This is a genomic window from Mycobacterium sp. NGS27 (assembly GCF_059813005.1).
The window spans coordinates 722289-739227 of the sequence record NZ_JCALDT010000001.1 but is presented as its reverse complement, the minus strand read 5'-3'; the positions used below and the strand labels follow the sequence as shown (position 1 = coordinate 739227).

General features: G+C 67.6%; 17 protein-coding genes and 1 pseudogene. 4 read left to right on the top strand and 14 right to left on the bottom strand.

All coding sequences use genetic code 11. The annotated features are described in order from the left end of the window. Window positions 1–54: 54 nt before the first annotated feature. Both AC5Y30_RS03155 and AC5Y30_RS03150 read right to left on the bottom strand, forming a co-directional pair. Window positions 55–1380: an ABC transporter substrate-binding protein gene (locus AC5Y30_RS03155; protein ID WP_499916200.1), complete on the bottom strand. Its 1326-nt coding sequence runs from the start codon at window positions 1378–1380 to the stop codon at window positions 55–57. 61 nt (window positions 1381–1441) lie between these two features. Beyond that, window positions 1442–2365: pseudogene (locus tag AC5Y30_RS03150) on the bottom strand (sigma-70 family RNA polymerase sigma factor); the annotation flags it as partial. A 168-nt stretch (window positions 2366–2533) separates the two neighbouring features. Here AC5Y30_RS03150 and AC5Y30_RS03145 point away from each other — a divergent pair. Beyond that, window positions 2534–2893, top strand: a complete 360-nt coding sequence (locus AC5Y30_RS03145) for a DoxX family protein (RefSeq protein ID WP_499916198.1) — start codon at window positions 2534–2536, stop codon at window positions 2891–2893. A 10-nt stretch (window positions 2894–2903) separates the two neighbouring features. On the opposite strand, the gene AC5Y30_RS03140 is transcribed toward AC5Y30_RS03145, so the two are convergent. Together AC5Y30_RS03140 and pncA are read right to left on the bottom strand one after the other, a co-directional pair. Further along, complete coding sequence (locus tag AC5Y30_RS03140; protein WP_499916197.1) at window positions 2904–3704, bottom strand: ketosteroid isomerase family protein; 801 nt, start codon at window positions 3702–3704, stop codon at window positions 2904–2906. Then, window positions 3704–4264, bottom strand: coding sequence for a pyrazinamidase PncA (gene pncA / locus AC5Y30_RS03135; protein ID WP_499916196.1), 561 nt, complete (start codon window positions 4262–4264; stop codon window positions 3704–3706). The genes AC5Y30_RS03140 and pncA overlap by 1 nt, the downstream gene beginning before the upstream one ends. Before the next feature lie 101 nt (window positions 4265–4365). On the opposite strand from pncA, the gene AC5Y30_RS03130 reads away from it, so the two are divergent. Beyond that, a complete protein-coding gene (locus AC5Y30_RS03130; RefSeq protein ID WP_499916194.1) occupies window positions 4366–5421 on the top strand; it encodes a DoxX family protein in 1056 nt (351 codons plus the stop codon). A 21-nt stretch (window positions 5422–5442) separates the two neighbouring features. Here the strand turns inward: AC5Y30_RS03130 and AC5Y30_RS03125 are convergent, their stop codons facing one another. From AC5Y30_RS03125 to AC5Y30_RS03105, 5 genes are all read right to left on the bottom strand, one after another. After that, window positions 5443–6021: an ATPase gene (locus AC5Y30_RS03125; RefSeq protein ID WP_499916192.1), complete on the bottom strand. Its 579-nt coding sequence runs from the start codon at window positions 6019–6021 to the stop codon at window positions 5443–5445. 30 nt (window positions 6022–6051) lie between these two features. Next, on the bottom strand, window positions 6052–6441 hold the full coding sequence (locus tag AC5Y30_RS03120) for a TA system antitoxin ParD family protein (RefSeq protein ID WP_499916767.1): 390 nt from the start codon (window positions 6439–6441) through the stop codon (window positions 6052–6054). Window positions 6442–6508: 67 nt separating this feature from the next. Further along, on the bottom strand, window positions 6509–7003 hold the full coding sequence (locus AC5Y30_RS03115) for a gluconokinase (protein ID WP_499916190.1): 495 nt from the start codon (window positions 7001–7003) through the stop codon (window positions 6509–6511). Continuing rightward, window positions 7004–9019, bottom strand: a complete 2016-nt coding sequence (locus tag AC5Y30_RS03110; protein ID WP_499916189.1) for a DUF7064 domain-containing protein — start codon at window positions 9017–9019, stop codon at window positions 7004–7006. A 17-nt stretch (window positions 9020–9036) separates the two neighbouring features. Beyond that, window positions 9037–10554 carry a carboxylesterase/lipase family protein gene (locus AC5Y30_RS03105; RefSeq protein WP_499916187.1) on the bottom strand — a complete coding sequence of 506 codons (1518 nt, stop codon included), beginning with the start codon at window positions 10552–10554 and terminating at the stop codon, window positions 9037–9039. Window positions 10555–10633: 79 nt separating this feature from the next. On the opposite strand from AC5Y30_RS03105, the gene AC5Y30_RS03100 reads away from it, so the two are divergent. Next, the gene (locus AC5Y30_RS03100; RefSeq protein WP_499916185.1) at window positions 10634–11302 is read left to right on the top strand and encodes a hypothetical protein; all 669 of its coding nucleotides are present in this window, start codon (window positions 10634–10636) and stop codon (window positions 11300–11302) included. Here AC5Y30_RS03100 and AC5Y30_RS03095 read toward each other — a convergent pair. Together AC5Y30_RS03095 and AC5Y30_RS03090 are read right to left on the bottom strand one after the other, a co-directional pair. Then, entirely contained in the window at window positions 11292–12260 is a 969-nt protein-coding gene (locus AC5Y30_RS03095) for an SDR family NAD(P)-dependent oxidoreductase (protein ID WP_499916183.1), read from the bottom strand. The two genes, AC5Y30_RS03100 and AC5Y30_RS03095, sit on opposite strands and share 11 nt — an antisense overlap. Continuing rightward, entirely contained in the window at window positions 12257–13471 is a 1215-nt protein-coding gene (locus tag AC5Y30_RS03090; protein ID WP_499916181.1) for a cytochrome P450, read from the bottom strand. Before AC5Y30_RS03090 ends, AC5Y30_RS03095 begins: the two co-directional genes overlap by 4 nt. A gap of 93 nt (window positions 13472–13564) precedes the next feature. On the opposite strand from AC5Y30_RS03090, the gene AC5Y30_RS03085 reads away from it, so the two are divergent. Then, entirely contained in the window at window positions 13565–14194 is a 630-nt protein-coding gene (locus AC5Y30_RS03085; protein WP_499916180.1) for a TetR/AcrR family transcriptional regulator, read from the top strand. A gap of 12 nt (window positions 14195–14206) precedes the next feature. Here the strand turns inward: AC5Y30_RS03085 and AC5Y30_RS03080 are convergent, their stop codons facing one another. The 3 genes from AC5Y30_RS03080 to AC5Y30_RS03070 all read right to left on the bottom strand — a co-directional run bounded on the left by AC5Y30_RS03080 (window position 14207) and on the right by AC5Y30_RS03070 (window position 16921). Next, window positions 14207–14833: a hypothetical protein gene (locus AC5Y30_RS03080; RefSeq protein WP_499916178.1), complete on the bottom strand. Its 627-nt coding sequence runs from the start codon at window positions 14831–14833 to the stop codon at window positions 14207–14209. Window positions 14834–15006: 173 nt separating this feature from the next. Continuing rightward, a complete protein-coding gene (locus AC5Y30_RS03075; protein WP_499916176.1) occupies window positions 15007–15825 on the bottom strand; it encodes a mycofactocin-coupled SDR family oxidoreductase in 819 nt (272 codons plus the stop codon). A gap of 13 nt (window positions 15826–15838) precedes the next feature. Further along, complete coding sequence (locus AC5Y30_RS03070) at window positions 15839–16921, bottom strand: NAD(P)H-dependent amine dehydrogenase family protein (protein WP_499916174.1); 1083 nt, start codon at window positions 16919–16921, stop codon at window positions 15839–15841. Between the last annotated feature and the right edge of the window lie 18 nt (window positions 16922–16939).

Genomic DNA, 16939 nt, shown 5'->3' with positions numbered 1-16939 from the left:
GCGTCGTTTTCGCCCGGCCGGCCGGAGCTGTCGCGCCAGGTGCGCCCGTCGAGGTCATGGGCTGCGCAGCACTTCGTCTACGGAGCGGGACAATCCGCTCAACGACGTGGCCGGCCGGTTGCCGCGCAGGACGGGCCCGAAGTTGCGGTCCATCAAGGCATTGACCTTCTCCCACGCCGGTGTGATCGGCAGGCCCTGTGAAAACGCCGGCCCTTCGGTGAGCACACCGAGATTGCCGAGCCGTCGATGAGCCTCGGCGAATCCGTCCGACTGCAGCGCTGAGCGCAGCACGGGAACAAACAAAAGGGATTCACCGATCAACGCTTGCCCGACGGGACCGGTCGCGAACTTCACGAATTCCCACGCCTGCTCTTTGCGGGGGCTGCTCGCCGAGATGGCCAGTCCGGTGGCGCCGATATCGGAACACGCGGCGTGACCCTTTCCCAGCGCCGGGCCTACCGGCAACGGCGCGACATCGAAATCCAGATCCTCGGCCCGGATGTAGGTCTGGTAGCGCCAATGCCCGCCGAGCGCGATCGCCGCCCGTCCGACCGCGAAAAGATTGGGTGTCGACATCGACTGCGTCTCAGACGCGTTGGGCGCAACCCGGTATGTGTTAGCCAGATCGGCGTAGAACTGCACCGCTTCTTGAAACGCCGCGTCGTCGAAGTTGAGGTGGGGCGGATTGAGCCGCGGGCTGGACCAGGCGACGCCGTTGTTCATCGCGAAAAGGCCGGCTGAATAGTAAGAACCCCAGGTGTTGACGAAACCGTATTGCGACGCCCGCCCGGCGGCGTCACGCTTGGTCAGGGCGCGCGCCGTGTCCAGGAATTCGGTGAAATCCCAAGGCTGCTCCCACGTCTTGGGCGGCGCCGGCACCCCGGCCTCGGCGAAGAGCCGCTTGTTGTAGAACATGTAGTTGCCCGACCACTGTTCGGGCAGCGCGTACTGCTTTTCGTTGAATGTGAAGGTTTCGTACAGCGCCGGGATGCTGTCCGCCTTGAGCTGGTCGGCGAACGCCTTGTCCCGCGCCAACAGCGTGTTCATGTCCAGCAGCACACCGCGGTCGGCGAGTTCGGCGTAGGTCAGTTCCCACGCCATGAGCACGTCGGGGCATCTGCCGCCGACGCAAAACGTTGAAAGCTGTTGCATGACGCCGGGACCGGATTGCACCGCCCGAACCTTGATATCGGGATGACGGCGCGTGAATTCGTCGACGATGCGCATCCTGGCGTCGCGCTCGTCCGGGTTGGCCGCGAAGAAGAAGGTGAGGGCGTCGTCTTCGGGGGCGCACCCGGCCGGCCACGGTGCCAGCGCGGCGGCAGAAAGCGCGCCGGCGCCCCGCAGCAGGTTGCGCCGTCCGAACGGCCTATCGAGCATGACTCTCCCGGTCTTGCCCCGCGCCCGGCTTCCCGGCCGGCTGTGTCTGACGTCCTTATTACCCGATCAGATCGTGACGTTCGTGGATCGGCCACCGGGGCAGCGTCAGCGCGGTCCGACGGATCCGCTCGGCATTGCCGGTGATGTCGATCGTGTGGATGCGACCGTCGGCGCCGATGCCGATCACCAGCAGGACCTGCGCGTGCCCGTGGGCCGCGAGCACGATGCCCGGTGCCCCGTCGATGAGCATGACAGCACCAGCGCGCGCCCGCTGCGCGAACCGGCGAGTCTCGTTGGCGACCTCGGGGGCACCGCGCAACGTCGTTGGCACGTCGGCCGGGACGAGGGCCGGATCAACCGTGCGCACCACCTCGGGAGCCAGCAGTTCGAGCAGGCCGGCGATATCACCGCCGCGGGAGGCCGCCAGGAACGCCTCCACCACCTCGAGGTGGTGGGCCGTGCGGCGCGCAGGGGCGGCCGGCCGCGCGTGCACCCGGCCGCGCGCCCTGCTGGCCAGCTTCTTGGCTGCGTCCGGTGACCGATGCATCACCGCGGCGATCTGTTCGAACGGCATCGCGAAAACGTCGTGCAGCACGAAGGCGACACGCTGCGCCGGGGACAGCCGGTCGAGCACGACGAGCAGCGCGCTGCTCACCGACTCCGTCAGCAGCGCGTCCTCGTCGGCCGGCGCCGACGCCGTCTGGGCCAGCCGGTCCAGTTCGTCGGGCCCGGCGAGGGGTTGTTCGGCGCGACGCTTGCGCACCCGAAGGTGGTCGAACGCCTCGCGCGCGGTGATCGTCGTGAACCAGCCCGTGAGATTCTCCACGGCGTCGAAGTCGGCACGACTAGCCTTGAGCCACGCCGACTGCACGGCGTCCTCGGCGTCGGCCACCGAGCCCAGCAGCTGGAACGCGACCGACCTCAGATGTCGTCGGTCGGCGTCGAAACGCGCCGCCAGATCCGCCAAATCCCTTGTTGCGCTCATGGGTCACCTTTTCCGCGCGAAAGCCGTCAAGAAGGTGACCGCGTCCAACGGACTTCCTGTGGCAAAGGAGACAAGCACCATGACCTTACCGATTGTGCGCCGTGGCGCGCAGCGTGCGCACCCGACCCGCCGGTGCGGAATTTGCTGCGCGACAAAGGATTGGCCCAGATGAACACCGCACTTGTCGTGATCACGCTGATCACCGCCGCGATCACCGCCGCGATCGCCATCGCCGACTTCGTTCCGGCGCGATTCGTGCTCGCGAACTCTGCCGAGGTCGGGGTGCCGCGGTCGTGGTTACCGGCGCTTGGCGCGGCGAAGTTGGCCGGAGCCGCCGGCATCGTTGTCGGCCTCGTGGGTCCGTGGCAGTTGGGCGTGGCGGCCGCCGCGGGCCTCGTTGCATTTTTCGTCGGGGCGGTGGCGACCCACCTGAGGGCGCACGTCCTGTACAACATCGCGTTTCCGGGCGCGTACCTGTGCCTGTCCGCGGCATCGCTGGCGTTGATGGTGGTCGTGCGACAAGCCTGAAACCGGTGGATCAGGCGGGAAAATACCTGATCCGGTTGATGGCGTTGCCGCGCCAAGCCATGTCGGCGAACACGATGGCGCGCCCGTGACCCGAGTTGAGTGAGACGGCCACGGTGGGGCCGGCGCTGTTCATCTTGGTTGCGCCGACCCCGTCCAGTTGCTCCATCAGTTCGGCCAGCTCGAGCGGGTCACGATCGCCCAAAGTTATTGCGGCATCCGAGGACAGCACTCGCGCCGCGGAGAAGCTGTCTTTCCGCGCGACTGCGTCGAGGAACGTCGTCAGCAGCCGCTGGTGGCGCGCTCCCACCCGCCGGAATCCGGCCGCGAAACCCGCGGTGCCACGCCAGCCTTGATTGCTCAACAGCCCCTTGGACAGGTTCAGGGCGGGCCGCAGGGCACCCGAACCCGTGCGCAGGAACTGCAACATCATGGCGGGAAGCTCCCAGTAGGCGCGCAATTCGCCAATCTTCCACTCGCCGTTGGCTTCTCGGAGGTCGTAGCGCAGGAAGGCGGGAATGTACATCGTCACGGCCGAACCCATCGCCACCTCGAGCTCGAGGTCGCGCAGCACCGTCGTGCCCACGACGATGTCGAGATCGCGATGGAACTTGATGTCACGCGGACCGATGAAGGTGTCGTAGAAGCGCCCGATCTGCTCGTGCCCCACATGCGGTCGCGAGCCCACCGGGTCCTCGATCCGGCCGTCACCGGTGAACAGTCCCACCCACCCGGCGCGATCGTGCGCGGCGGCCGCCTGCGGCGAACGCTCCACGGCGGCGAGCAGACCTTGCCGATCCAGCGGCACCACCATTAGGGTCCCCCAACCAGCTCGATGCCGGCGGAGCGCATTTCTGCCAGCGCCTCGGCAGCCGAGTCCGCGGCGGCGGCCGCGGTCAGGTCCAGCAGCACCCTGGTGGTCAGGCCTGCCGCCGCCGCGTCCTCGGCGGTCCGTCGCACGCAGAAGTCGGTGGCGATGCCGACGACGTCGACCTCGTCGACCCCCCGCCGCCGCAACCACCTCAGCAGTGTCGTCCCGTGCTCGTCGACGCCCTCGAAACCGCTGTAGGCAGCGGCGTGAGCGCCCTTGCGAAAGACTGCGTCGAGGTGGCGGATGTCGAGGTCCGGGCGAAGATCCGCGCCCGCGCTTCCGGCGACGCAGTGCACGGGCCAGGAGGATGAATAGTCCGGGTGTTCGGAGAAATGATCACCCGGGTCGATGTGGAAGTCCTGGGTCGCCACGACGTAGTGGTAGCCCGGGTCACCGGAAAGATAGGTGTTGATCGCCGGCGCCAACTCGGCGCCGCGGGCCGTCGGCACCGAGCCGCCCTCGCAGAAATCGTTTTGCACGTCGACGATGATCAACGCTCGCACGCGCTCCACCCTATCGGTGTGCACCGTGATGTCGATGCGGGTCTAGCTGGGGATATTGCCGCCGCGGTTTGCTCGACAGACAGCCGGGTAATACACGGGCCATGGTGCTCAGGAGAATCGCGCGACCCCTGTTATCAGTGGCATTCATCGGGCAAGGAGTCAATTCGCTGCTCAATCCCAAATCGGCGGCGGAGGCCGCCGCGCCGGCAGTGGACGGCCTTCAGGCGCTGCCGGATTCGGTGAGCAGCAGCATCCCCAGCGACCCGGAGACGGTCGCGCAGATCACCGCGGCCGTTCAGATCGGCGGCGGCCTGCTGCTTGCCACCGGCAAACTCCCCCGCATCGCGTCGGCGGCGCTCGCGGTGACGGTGTTGCCCGCCAACCTCGGGACGCATTCGTTCTGGAACGAAAGTGACCCGGTGGCCAAAGCCCAGAAACGCCAGCAGTTCCTCACCGACCTCAGCCTGGTGGGGGGACTGTTGATCGCCTCCGCCGACACCGCTGGCAAGCCCTCGCTCGGCTGGCGTGGCCGGCGAGCGGCCGAACGGCTCTCGGAGCGGGTGTCGTCGGCGTGGCCCGGTTCCGACGACGCCGATTTCTCCGAGCTGGGTGATCGGATCGCCCACGGCTTGCAGGTCGGCGCCGAACGGGGCCGCGAACTGGCCAGCACCGCCGCAGAGCGCGGCGCGCCCTACGCCGAAGCCGCACTCGAACGCGGCCGTGAACTGGCCAGCACCGCGGCGGAACGCGGCGCGCCCTACGCCGAAGCCGCACTCGAACGCGGCCGAGAACTGGCCAGCACCGCGGCGGAACGCGGCAGGCCGTTGGCGAAGAAGGCCCGCAAGCGCGGGGAGCAATGGGCCGACGAGGCCGCCGACCGCGCCGCATATCTGGCGGAGAAGGCGCGTAAGCGCGGCGAAGACCTCGCCGATGACGCCGCCGACCGCGCCGCGCCGCTGGCCAAGAAGGCCCGCAAACGCAGCGAGAAACTGGCCAAGAAGGCCCGCAAGCGCAGCGAGAAGCTGGCCGGCACGGCGCGAGCGCGCGGCGAGGAGTTAGCCGAAACCGCCCGTCAGCGCGGCACCGACCTGGCCGACAGCGCTCGCGAGCGGGTCGGCAGTCAGGTAGACACCGGCCGCCGCAAGCTGTCCTGGTAGCCACCGGAGCGGGCAGGCCGGTTAGTCGGGCCAGCGCGCCCGCAGATTCTCCGGCGCCCACGTGGGCCATTGGGGCGCGCCGGCAGTAAGGCCGCCGTTGAGTCGCGCCACGATACGCGGGCCGCGAAGTCTGCTGTTGTCGTAGACCGTGGCGAGGTCGGACAGGGCGATAGCCTCGGCGACCGGTATCCACAGCCGGCGATGGCGCTGCCGAATCTTGGCTTCCGGCACGTCGTGTCCGCCCGCCGCCACGCGGTGCCGGACGCGTTCCACTGCAAGGCCTTCCGGGATGAGCAGCACATGCAGCGCGACGGTGAAGCCCGCGCCGCGGGCTTCGTGGATGAGGTCCAGCTTGGACGGATGGGAAAACACCGTTTCGGCGATGAAGGACCGGCCCAGTTCGATCAGCTTTGTCCGGGTGTCCGCGGCGATGCGCGCGGCCTCGTAGGCGTGCGACGCCGGATCGTTCGGCCAGCGTTGCCTCGCGATCTCGTCGGCGTTGACCACGAGGCTTCCGGGCAACAGTGGGGCCAGGGTGAACGCGATGAACGTGGACTTACCGGCGCCGTTCGGCCCGACCACCAGATCAAGTCGATCCATCGGACCGCCGGACCGCCGACGAACGCCGGGTCAGCGCCCGGCCACGAGCACCACCGCGGCGCCGTCCGGGCGGTGCTCGACGATCTCGCCGTCGTCGTTGAGGGCCACGGTGGTCACCCCCTGCCCGGCAAGCGTCGCCCCGTAGTCGGCGCGCCCCAGGCTTTCTTCGATGGCCGCGGAGACCTCGGCGTTGAACACCACGCCCTCCTCGACCGTGAGTTCGCTGGTCGCCAGGTGGCCGGCGAGTGCGGCTTCGACCCGTCGCCGCGACGCGGTGTGCTGGCTGGACACCGCTCGCCCGACCCGCGCCCAGTGGTCGAGTTGCTGCTTTGCCGAGCGGCTTTGGCGGGCACCCTCGGCCGCCGCGCTGTCCATCAGGTCGGACGCAACCCGCGTCACACGATCGACGGCCCCGGCCATGACGTCCTCCAATGCAACATTTTGCGACAAGCTGTAGCATAATGCTACACGGACGGCTCCGCCCCAGCTAGTCGCGACGCTTCACCACGATATCCACGATCGCGTCGACGTCGGGGCCGATGTCGAGGATCATGCCGGCCTCGTCGGGACCGAGGGGTTCCAGGGTGTCCAGTTGGGAGCGCAGTAGCGCGGCCGGCATGAAGTGGGCGGTGCGGGCGGCCAGCCGGCCGCCGATCAGTTCCGCCGAACCGGAAAGGTGCAGGAACGTTACCCCTGGGCAGTGCGCGCGCAGCTGGTCGCGATATGCCCTTTTCAGCGCTGAACAACTGGCCACGCCGCCGTCGCGGTGGGCGGCCAACCAGTCGCCGACCCGCTCCAACCAGGGATAGCGGTCGTCGTCGTCGAGCGGTTCGCCGGCCGTCATCTTGGCGATGTTGGCCGGCGGATGCAGGGTGTCCGCGTCGACGAACGGGACCCGCAGGCGCCGCGCGAGCGCCGCGCCCACCGTCGATTTGCCCGATCCGGAAACGCCCATCACCACAACGGGAGCCGGTTCGCTCACTTAAGTCTGCTCGCCGAGGTTGCGGTTCCACTCCAGCCAGCCGACACCGCTACGCCCGTCGGCGGTGCTGATCGTCGCCCAGACGCGCGGAAACTGGCTGGCCCGCCCGTCCGTCGCGACGAGCCGGACCGGGGCCTGACCGCGCACGTCCACGGTCGCGGTGATCTGCCCCGGCTCCAGCGCCAGTGTCGCGTCCAGCGGTAATCCGTTGTCGGCGAACGACTCCCGTGAGTCGACGGTCTGCAATTCGGTGACCTTGCCGTCGGCACCCTGGGTGTAGCCGATGCTGAACGCGGGCGCCCCGGGGATCCGGATATTCACGCCGTGCAGGTGGGTGCCGTCGTCCAGGTGCAGCGCGCTCCACAGCCAATCCATGCCCCACCAATCGCGCACCCCCCACGAGTGATCACGTTGGCCCGCAACGGATTCCACGCGGTAGTGGCGGTCGTCGATCGTGACGCCACCCGAGACGGTGCACGGGATTTCGTAACGCGTGGTCAGGCCGTACTTGTACGGCGTGCCGTCGGTGGCCCAGACCAGGCTCATGGTCAGCTCGGCCGGGGTTCCGGGCTCGCCCCGCAACAACGCCGACGGATCCGCATAGGACTGGGCCCGCGCCCGCACGTCGACGCGGTAGCTCTGCAGGGGCACGTCGGCGGAGTGGCCGAGCTCGAGGTCGTCGGTGCGCAGGGTCCATGGGTCCGACGGCAGCGGCACTTGCGCGTCGACGGCGACGGTGGGCATGTCGGGTCCGCACAACAGCACGTGCACCCACGCGGTGTGCTCGTTGGCCACCCTGCCGAGCCGGAACCAGCCGCCCAATCCCTGTGCCGCATCGGCGAAATCGGCGTACCAGCTCTCACTCCACAGCGGTTCGGCGGTGGGATCGTGGGCGAGTTCGTCCGCGGCCGACGGCCGCAACGGCTCGGGCGCTACCGCTTCGGGCAGCGTCGACAGCGCATCGATGTCGAGGACGTGGTCGCAGTGCCGGCGCAGCATCGTCATGAACATCTGGTCGCCGCGGTCGGTGCGCTCGACCAGCATCGACGAGACGATCGCCATCATCACCCCGAAGAAGCTCTGCCGCCGTACACCGTCGGCGACGTCGGCCAGGCTGAGTGGCGCCCGCGGACCGAGCGCCTCGTGGTAGGCCCGCAGCAGCGTGTCGTAGTGCTGTCGGCGGTCCTCGGTGGGCAGCGCGCAACCGAGGAAGTAGGCGAGGTCGGTCAGGGCCGGGCCCCAGGACACGGTCTGCCAGTCGACCACCGTCAGTGCGCGGTCGGCGCCGAACAGCATGTTGTCCAGGCGGTAGTCGCCGTGCACCAGGCCCTGGACGCGCCCGCGCCCGGACGCCTCCGCCGCGCCCTCCTTTTCCAAGGCCAGGTAGCCGTCGAACGCGGCAATCAGGCGCTCGCACACCACGCGGTGCTCCGGCGCGATCTGGTCGCCGTAGCGGTCGACGAAACCCGCATACAACGGGGTGATCATGGCCTGGTTCAGCGGAGCCGCGCGGTTGAGCCACGGCGCGTCGGCCAGCGAGACGTCGCCGAGCAGCGGCCCGTGCAGCCGACCCAGTTCGACGGCCCCGAGGTGGGCCTGTTCCACTGTGGCGCCGGCGATTTCGTCGCCCACGACCGCCGGGCCGGCGTCCGCCAGCAACAGATCGAACACGCCTGTCGAGGTGTCGACCGCGGCGTGATAGCAGGGCGCGACGGGTCCGCCCAGACGAGGCGCGATCTCGCCGTAGAAGCGCACCTCCCGCTCGTAGAGCCCAAGCGCCAGGCCGGTCTGCCGGCTGACCGGATCGGTGGCCGCGACCTTCAGCACCACCGACTCGGGCCCCTCCGCGGATCTTTCGGCATAACTGAGCCGGACGCGATAGCACTCGCTCATCTGGCCGGTACCGATGCGCTCCACCGAGAAATCGGCGATCGGTCCGGTGCCGATGACCGCGGCCAGCCAGGAGGCGGTGAGATCACTGGGTCGTTCGATGACTTGCTCGGTCTCGGCGTGCATGGGGTCAGGGTGCCAGTTCACCGGGCCAATGAGAAGCCGTCCCATGCCATTCGGCGATGTGGGTGTGGATCGAACTCGACGCGGGACTTGCGGTCGAACACCATCACGGCGCGGTCTTCGGCGGTGTAGAGGGGCCAGCCCTCCCCCGGCACCCCGGTGCGGCTGAACGCGCGCCACCGGCGCTGCACCTGGTTGCTGACCCGCAACGCGGCCCGCTGGTCCGCCGCCGCGGTCAACAACGCGCCGAACCTGGTCCGGTAGACGTCGAAGACCGCGAGCAACTCCGTGGCGTGGGTGGCACCGAAACCGGACCAGCGCAGCGTGCGCGGGGCGTAGTCATACCGGTAGAGGTACGTCGGGGCATGGCCGCTGTGGGCCTCGGCGATCTGCCATGCCGCCGAGGCGAAGGCGAAGTCACCGCCGAGCTGGATGCAGGCATTCCGGCCGGGATAGTCGGGATATGCAGCGGTAATGCGTTCGCGGATAGCGGGTTCCGCCTCGGCCAGCAGCTCTTCGACCATCGTTTCGTTGGTCGGCAGCATCGTCAGGAACCGGGTGAACAATCGGCCCTCTTCGGCATTCGTGCCCACAATCAAAGGAACCTTGTGGGCCGCGCCCCGCCGCATCGCCTCGACCGGGTCCATCGGCAGGATGTCGTCACCGAAGACGGGGCCGATCGGAAAGGCGCCCAGCCTGTCTTGCATGCCTTCGTCGATCAATCGGTGCTGGGTTTCCACCAGCTGGGCCGCGGATACTTGCATCAGTGCGTCGGCGGCATCCTGTCTGCGCACCCCGAGCAGGTTGGCGAAGCGATTCGCGAACTCTGCCGCAACCTCTTTCGACCGCACCAGGCCCGAGGCCGGGCTTTCCGAGATCGCCCGCGCGAACAATCCCTCGGCGGCGGGCACCGCCAGCAGTGAGGCGGTGATGCACGCGCCCGCGCTCTCGCCGAAGATGGTGACGTTGTCCGGGTCGCCGCCGAAGCCCGCGATGTTGTCGCGAATCCACTGCAGCGCCAGCACCAGGTCGCGCAGATACAGGTTGCTGTCGATGGTGATCTCCGGCGTCGACAGCGACGAAAAGTCCACGCACCCCAGCGCGCCCAGCCGGTAGTTCACGGATACGTACACGCATCCCCGGCGTGCCAGGGCCGCCCCGTCGTACAACGGTGTCGCCGAGCTGCCCATGAAATAGCCGCCACCGTGGATGAACACCATGACGGGCAGCGGTCCCTCGGCAGCGCGCTCGGGGGCCACGACGTTGAGGGTGAGGCAGTCCTCGCTCATCGGCTGATAGCGCCCGCCCAACCGCGACATGCCGAGCAGGGTGTAGCGGCGCTGTTGGGGCGCGCAATTGCCGAAGCCGTGGCAGTGCCGGACACCCGACCACGGCTGGGCCGGCTGCGGCGCCCGAAACCGCAGGCTTCCCACGGGTGGACGGGCATAAGGGATCGACCGCCACCGAGTGACCCCGTCGCGGGTGAAGCCCTCGACCGTGCCGATGGCCGTGCGTGCGCGGACAGTGCGGTGATGCATAACCCGACGGTAACCGACATGACGGCCGTAACGCGCGCACAGCGCCTTATTTGCCCGGCGCGGCGGTTAGCCTGACTGAATGCGGATAGCTGCGATGATCGCCGCGGCATTACTGGTCGCCGGATGCACACACGGCACGGGCGGCCATTCGGGGCCCACCGGAAGCACCGACAAGTCATCCACCGGGGCGCCGGGGAACACCTCACCGGGCCCATCCGCCGCGCCGGCCGCGGGTGCGGCGATCTCCGACGTCATCGCCTGGGTCGAGGCCGGTCACGCCGCCGATCCGAGCCGTTTCCACGCGGCCACCCGCGACGGGGTCACCACGCCGCTGGGCAACGACATCGCACTGACGGCGATGGCGGGCAAGGTCTCCTGCATGACCGATGCGAAACACACCGGTGGTGCGCTGGCCTGCCTGGTGAGTCTGACCAATCCGCCACCGGCTCCCGCGACGGCGTATGGCCAATGGCAGGGCGGTTGGATCGGCTTCGACGGGATGAACCTGCAAGTCGGATCCGCGCGAGCCGATCCCGGTCCATTCATCAACGGCAACGGACCGGAACTGGCGAACGGAGATTCGCTGTCCTTCGGTGATTACCGGTGCCGCGCCGACCAAGCGGGCCTGTACTGCGTCAACTACGCGCACCAGTCGGCGGTCAAATTCAGCCCCGCCGGCATCGAGCCGTTCGGCTGTCTGAAGTCGGCGCCACCACCGGATGGTGTCGGCACCGCGTTCAGCTGCTGAAGCCGGCCGTCAAGGTCGCGAAGAGCTCGCTCATCTCGTCGGCGGCTCCGCCCGGCACGGTGTAGCCGGCTTCGTCGCGGATCTCGTCGAGATGGTCGCGCACGTCCTCGATGGACAATCCGGGGCGGTAGAAACCCTTGGTCCTGCCGATGAAGAACCGTGAAACTTGGCCTGCCCCAACGGTATAGATCTCTCCCGACACCGCACAATCCCGGTGGGTCAGGTAGGCCGCCACGGGAGCCACCGACGCGGGATCCAGTCGCCGTAGGTATGGACCCACCAGGTCATCCAGTACCGCTTGCGCGGCGGGACCGTCGGGCTGCGCGGCACCGTCCAGGGAGTGCACCAGCATCCGCGTGTGGGCGATCGGGGCGATGGCGTTGACCTTGATGTCGCGACCGGCGGCTTCGGCGGCCAGTACTCGGGTCAGGCCGATCAATCCGGCCTTCGCCGAGCCGTAGTTGCTCATACCGGCGGCCCCCAAGATTCCGGCAGCCGAACAGGTGTTGAGAATGCGGCCATAACCTTGCTCGCACATCGCTTTCCACGCTGGCCTCGTCACGTAGCAGGCGCCCTTCAGATGCACATCCAATAGCGGTTCGAAGCGGTCGGCGGTCATGTCCTCGAAGGGCGCGTCCCGCACGATTCCGGCGTTGTTGATCACGATGTCGATTCGTCCCCATGCGCTCAGGGCGGTGTCGACGATCGCCTGACCGCCTTCGGGATTGGTGACGCTGTGGTTGTCGGCGACGGCCGCGCCGCCCCGGTTGCGGATCTCGTCGACCACGGCGCCCGCCGCCGCGGCGTCGGATCCCTGCCCGGTCACCGAGCCGCCGATATCGTTGACGACGACGCGCGCGCCCCGCGAGGCAAGCAGCAGGGCGTATTGCCTGCCCAGACCGCCACCTGCGCCGGTGATGACGGCGACCTGGTCGTCAAACCGCAGTTCGCCGCTCACCAGCGCACCGGAAGTTCTTTCATGCCATAGATGTTGGCGTCTTTGAAGCTCAACCGCTCCGGCGCCACCGCCAGTTCGAGGCCGGGCAGTCGGCGTGCCAGCGTCGCGAACGCGACCTGCATTTCGACGCGGGCGAGATTCGCTCCGATGCACTGATGGACGCCGTAGCCGAAGCCCAAGTGCCCGCGGGTGTTTCGGTCGGCGTCGAAGGATTCGGGATTGGCGACGAACTCCGCGTCCCAGTTCCCGGCGAGCAAGCTCATCATCACATACTCCCCGGCGCGAATCAGCTGACCGCCGATCATCAGGTCTTCGGTCGCCACCCGATCGACCTGGCTGTGCACGATGGACAGGTAGCGCATGAGCTCTTCGACGACGTTCGCGATGACGGCAGGGTCCTCGGTGTGGCCCAGGCGCTCGAAGACATCGGGATGTTCCAGCAGCGCAACCGTTCCCAGCGAGATCATGTTGGCGGTGGTCTCGTGGCCGGCCTGCATCATGATCACGCCGGTCATGGCCGTGGTGGCGCGGTTGAGCTGACCCGTCGCCACGTATTCGGTGACCAGGCGGCTGATCAGGTCGTCGCCAGGTTCGCGGGCCTTACGTTCCACCAACTCCTCGATGTAGGCGTACATGGCGCCGAAGGCCTGTCCCTTTTCCGCATCGGTGGACCTCTGGTCGAGCCCCTTCGTGGTGTTGAACTGGAAGAGTTCAAGATCTTCCGGTGGTACTCCCAGCAGCAGCGCGATCACCATCGACGGGACCGGTAAGGCGAATTCGCGCACCAGGTCGGCCGGGGCGCCATGCTCAATCATCTGGCCGAGGTAGTGGTCGACCCATTCCTGGATCTGCGGCCGCATCGACTCGCAACGCCGGAAGGTGAAGTTGCTGGTCATCATGCGCCGCAGTCGGTGATGCTCGGGATCGTCGGTCCGCGCGAACATCACCGGGACCTTGTTGTCGTCGTCCTTCGGCATGATCGAGTCCGGAATGGTCTTCGCGGACAGGCGAGGATCGACAAGCGCCGCCCTGATGTCCCGGTAGCGGCTGACCACCCACACCGGGTTTCCCTGGAACATCGCCCGTCGTAGCCCGGGACCGTCTCGCCATTCCTGGAACTCGGGCGGGGGCGCGAGCGGGCAGGTCGCTGGCCGCGGGATGGGCAGTGCGGGTAGGCCGGCGTCGGGGCACACTTCCGAAGTTGTTGACATGAACCGCATTTCCTCTTAAGTGTCACCTGACTGCCAGTTATCGAGCGTAAAGCCAGCCTAGTTGGCAGTCAACCGTCAGTTACGCTGGGCACCATGACCGCGGTTGAGGATCGGCCGTTGCGGGCCGACGCGGCGCGCAACGTCGAGCGCATCCTGCGTGCGGCACGCGAGGTGTACGCAGAGTTGGGACCCGACGCGCCGGTCGAGGCCGTCGCGCGTCGCGCCGGCGTAGGTGAGCGGACCCTCTACCGCAGATTTCCGGCAAAGGCCGACCTGGTCCGCGCCGCCCTGGATCAGAGCATCGCCGAGGACCTCACCCCGGTGATCGACAGCGCCCGCCTCGCCAAGGACCCGCTGCTGGGTCTGACCCGACTGATCGAAGCGGCGATCTCGCTGGGGGCGCGCGAACACCACCTGCTGACCGCCGCGCGCCGGGCCGGGTCACTCACGTCCGACATCTCGGTGTCGCTCAACGCCGCTCTCGGCGAGCTCGCCCGAGCGGGCCAGCGAGCCGGCAGCGTCCGCGGCGACCTCGTCACCGACGATCTGCCCCGCCTGGTCGCGATGCTCTTCAGCGTGCTGTCGACCATGGATGCGGACAGCGACGGTTGGCGACGGTATGTCGCGCTCGTCATCGACGCGATATCGGTCAACGATCGGCGGCCGCTGCCTCCCGCCGCCGCCCTGCGTTATGAGGTGCGGCCGGACAGTTGGCCCCTGTAACCGGTCGGGAGCTCAGCCGGCCGGCAAGCCCGCTTTGACCGCGGCCTCTTGCTTGCGCGCGAGATCGAGCATGACATCGGCCGGTGTGGGATTGCCGATGACGCAGTCGGACTCCAGGTCGACCATGGCCCGGCCCACGACGAAGACCGCCTCGGAGATCTCCATCGGGTTGGCCGGGTCGGTCCCCTGGCCGATCACCAAAAACCCCTTGGTGCCGACGTCGATCGGCTGCTGCTCCCCGTTGACCTTCTTGCCGACGACATCGCGCATGTTCGCCGCCGTCTGGTTGGCCGTGCCCGCGTCGGGAAAAACCGCGATGGTGTCGATGATGGTGCGCTTGCCGTCGGGGTTTTTGAAAACCTGTCCCACGCCGGTGATGCCGCTGGGATTCTGGCTCGGCGGCCCGTCGGCCGTGGCGTTGGGGCCGATGTCGCTGGGCTTGATCAGCAGGTGGCTGTAGTCCGCCGGCGCTCCCGGCGATGCCGGCGCGCTCGCCGAGGAGCTGAACGAGGTGGCCGGCGACGAGGCCGAACCCGATGGTGCCGTGGTGTTCTTGTCCCCGCCGCAGCCCACCACCGTCGCGCTGATCAACACCGCGGTAGCCGTCATGCCAAGGGCGGACGCCCGCACCGTATTCATAAGGCTCTCCTTTGAGAAGTCAGCTATTTGTATCCCTTACCGGACGCGTAATCAGCGCGACACACGAAATTCCTTCGACGAACGAATGTCATCTGCAGCCCAGCCTATGGGCATGACGCGAGCTGGGGTAAGCGCACGCGTTTGCCAGCGGCGTGACTTCGTTGTTCGGAGTCCTAGCTGATGGTCACGCCCGCGTCGATTTTGAACTGCAGGCCCGTTACGTACCTGGACTCATCCGACAGCAGGAACAGCACCGCGTGGCTGACGTCCACCGGTTCGATGGCCGGTGTGGGCATCGCGTTGACAAAGGTGGGAATCAGGTCGGGTCGTTCCTCGGAGAAGACGGCTCCGATCGACGGGGGGATCATGCCGGTCGGGCACCCGGTGGGGTGCACGGAATTGACGCGCACGCTCTTCGCGGCCAACTCGTTGGCCAACGCCAACGTCAGGCCCACGACACCGTGCTTGGCAGCGGTGTAAGGATGCTGCAGTGGAAAGCCTTTGATGGCGCCCGCGGAGCTGATATTCACCAGGCTGCCGCCACCTTGGTCGAGCACATGCGGGATCGCCGCCGCACACGTGTTCCAGGTTCCGATCAGGTTGACATCGACGACCGTGCGCCAGTCGTCGAGAGTTGTGGTGTTCCAAGGCCCGACGGTCAACACACCGGCGTTGGCCACCGCGCCGTCCAGGCCGCCCAATTCGCTGACGCCATCATCGACGGCCTTGCGCAACGCGACATCGTCGCGGACGTCGACGATATGACTTACGCACCGCCGGCCCAATCCCCTCACCAGCTGTACCGTTTCGGCGAGATCTTCCTTTGTGGCCAGCGGATATTCGATCTGCGGCAGGGATCGGCAGATGTCGACCAAGATCAGATCGGCGCCCTCTTGCGCAAGCCGCAGTGCGTGGCTGCGCCCCATGCCGCGGGCGGCGCCGGTGATCAGAATGCGTTTTCCTACAACGCGTCCCGAGGGCGATGTCGACATACCAGGGATCCGGCTACCGTTCGGTCCACATCAGCCCGCGCATCGTCGCGGACAGCGGGATGTCCTCGACACCGATGAGCCCCTGGGGCGCACGGCACACCCAGTCGATCGCGTTGACGACGCGGCCGGCCGTCGAAATGCAGCCGGCATCAGTGGAATCGAACATAGGATGGGAAACGTGGGTGTTGATTTCGACCCGGGGTTCGCCTTCCACGACGACGCGATGCACACCGGTATGACCCTGGGGCGGAAATTCCCAGTCGGGCGCGGCGGCCTGGGTGAGCCTGGTGACGTGCTCGAGGGTGATGACCGGCTCACCGTCGCGGACGCCTTCCGTGGCGAACCGGACGGCGGCCATCTGCCCCGGCTGCACCGTCATCATGGAGCACTCGATGCGCTCCCGGGTGTACCAAGGTTCGACGCGCTGGCGCACGTCGTCGAGCTTGATGTCGAGGTTGTCCGCCAGACTGCGGACCTGACCGCCCCACATCGACACGATCACCCCGGGCAAGAACATCATCGGCGAGTCGTCATCCGGGGTGGTGCCGAATCCCATTGCGGCGCCGGTGAATTCGGCATCGTCGTAGTTGCCGTAGTCGAAGATCTCCTGCACGGTGATCGATGACACCCGGGTGGTCAGGCTGACCGCGGAGTGCACCAGCGTATCGCCGGAGAATCCGGGGTCGATGCCGTTGACATACAGCGAGGCGTTGCCGGCCGCGCAGGCACGCTCCAGGGGCTCGCGTAACCAATCGTCGCAGTGGCGGGGCGTGACCAGCCAGACCATCGATGTACCGACCACATTCGTGCCCGCCGCGAGGAACTTGGCCATCTGCTCGATGGCTTCCATCGGGCGCGTTTCGCCCTGCGAGGTGTAAACCACGCAGTCGGCGCCCAGGCCTACCAACGCATCGATGTCGTCGGTGGCGACGATGCCGGTCGGTTCGTCCAGGCCGCACAACTGCGCCGCGTCCTGACCGACCTTCGCCGCGCTGGAGGCGTGCACTCCGACCAGTTCGAGGTCTGGTCTGCCGATGACGGCTCGCAACGAATGCCGGCCGACGTTTCCGGTGGAGAATTGAATGACTCTGCGCATTACCCTCGTCCTTCCGGC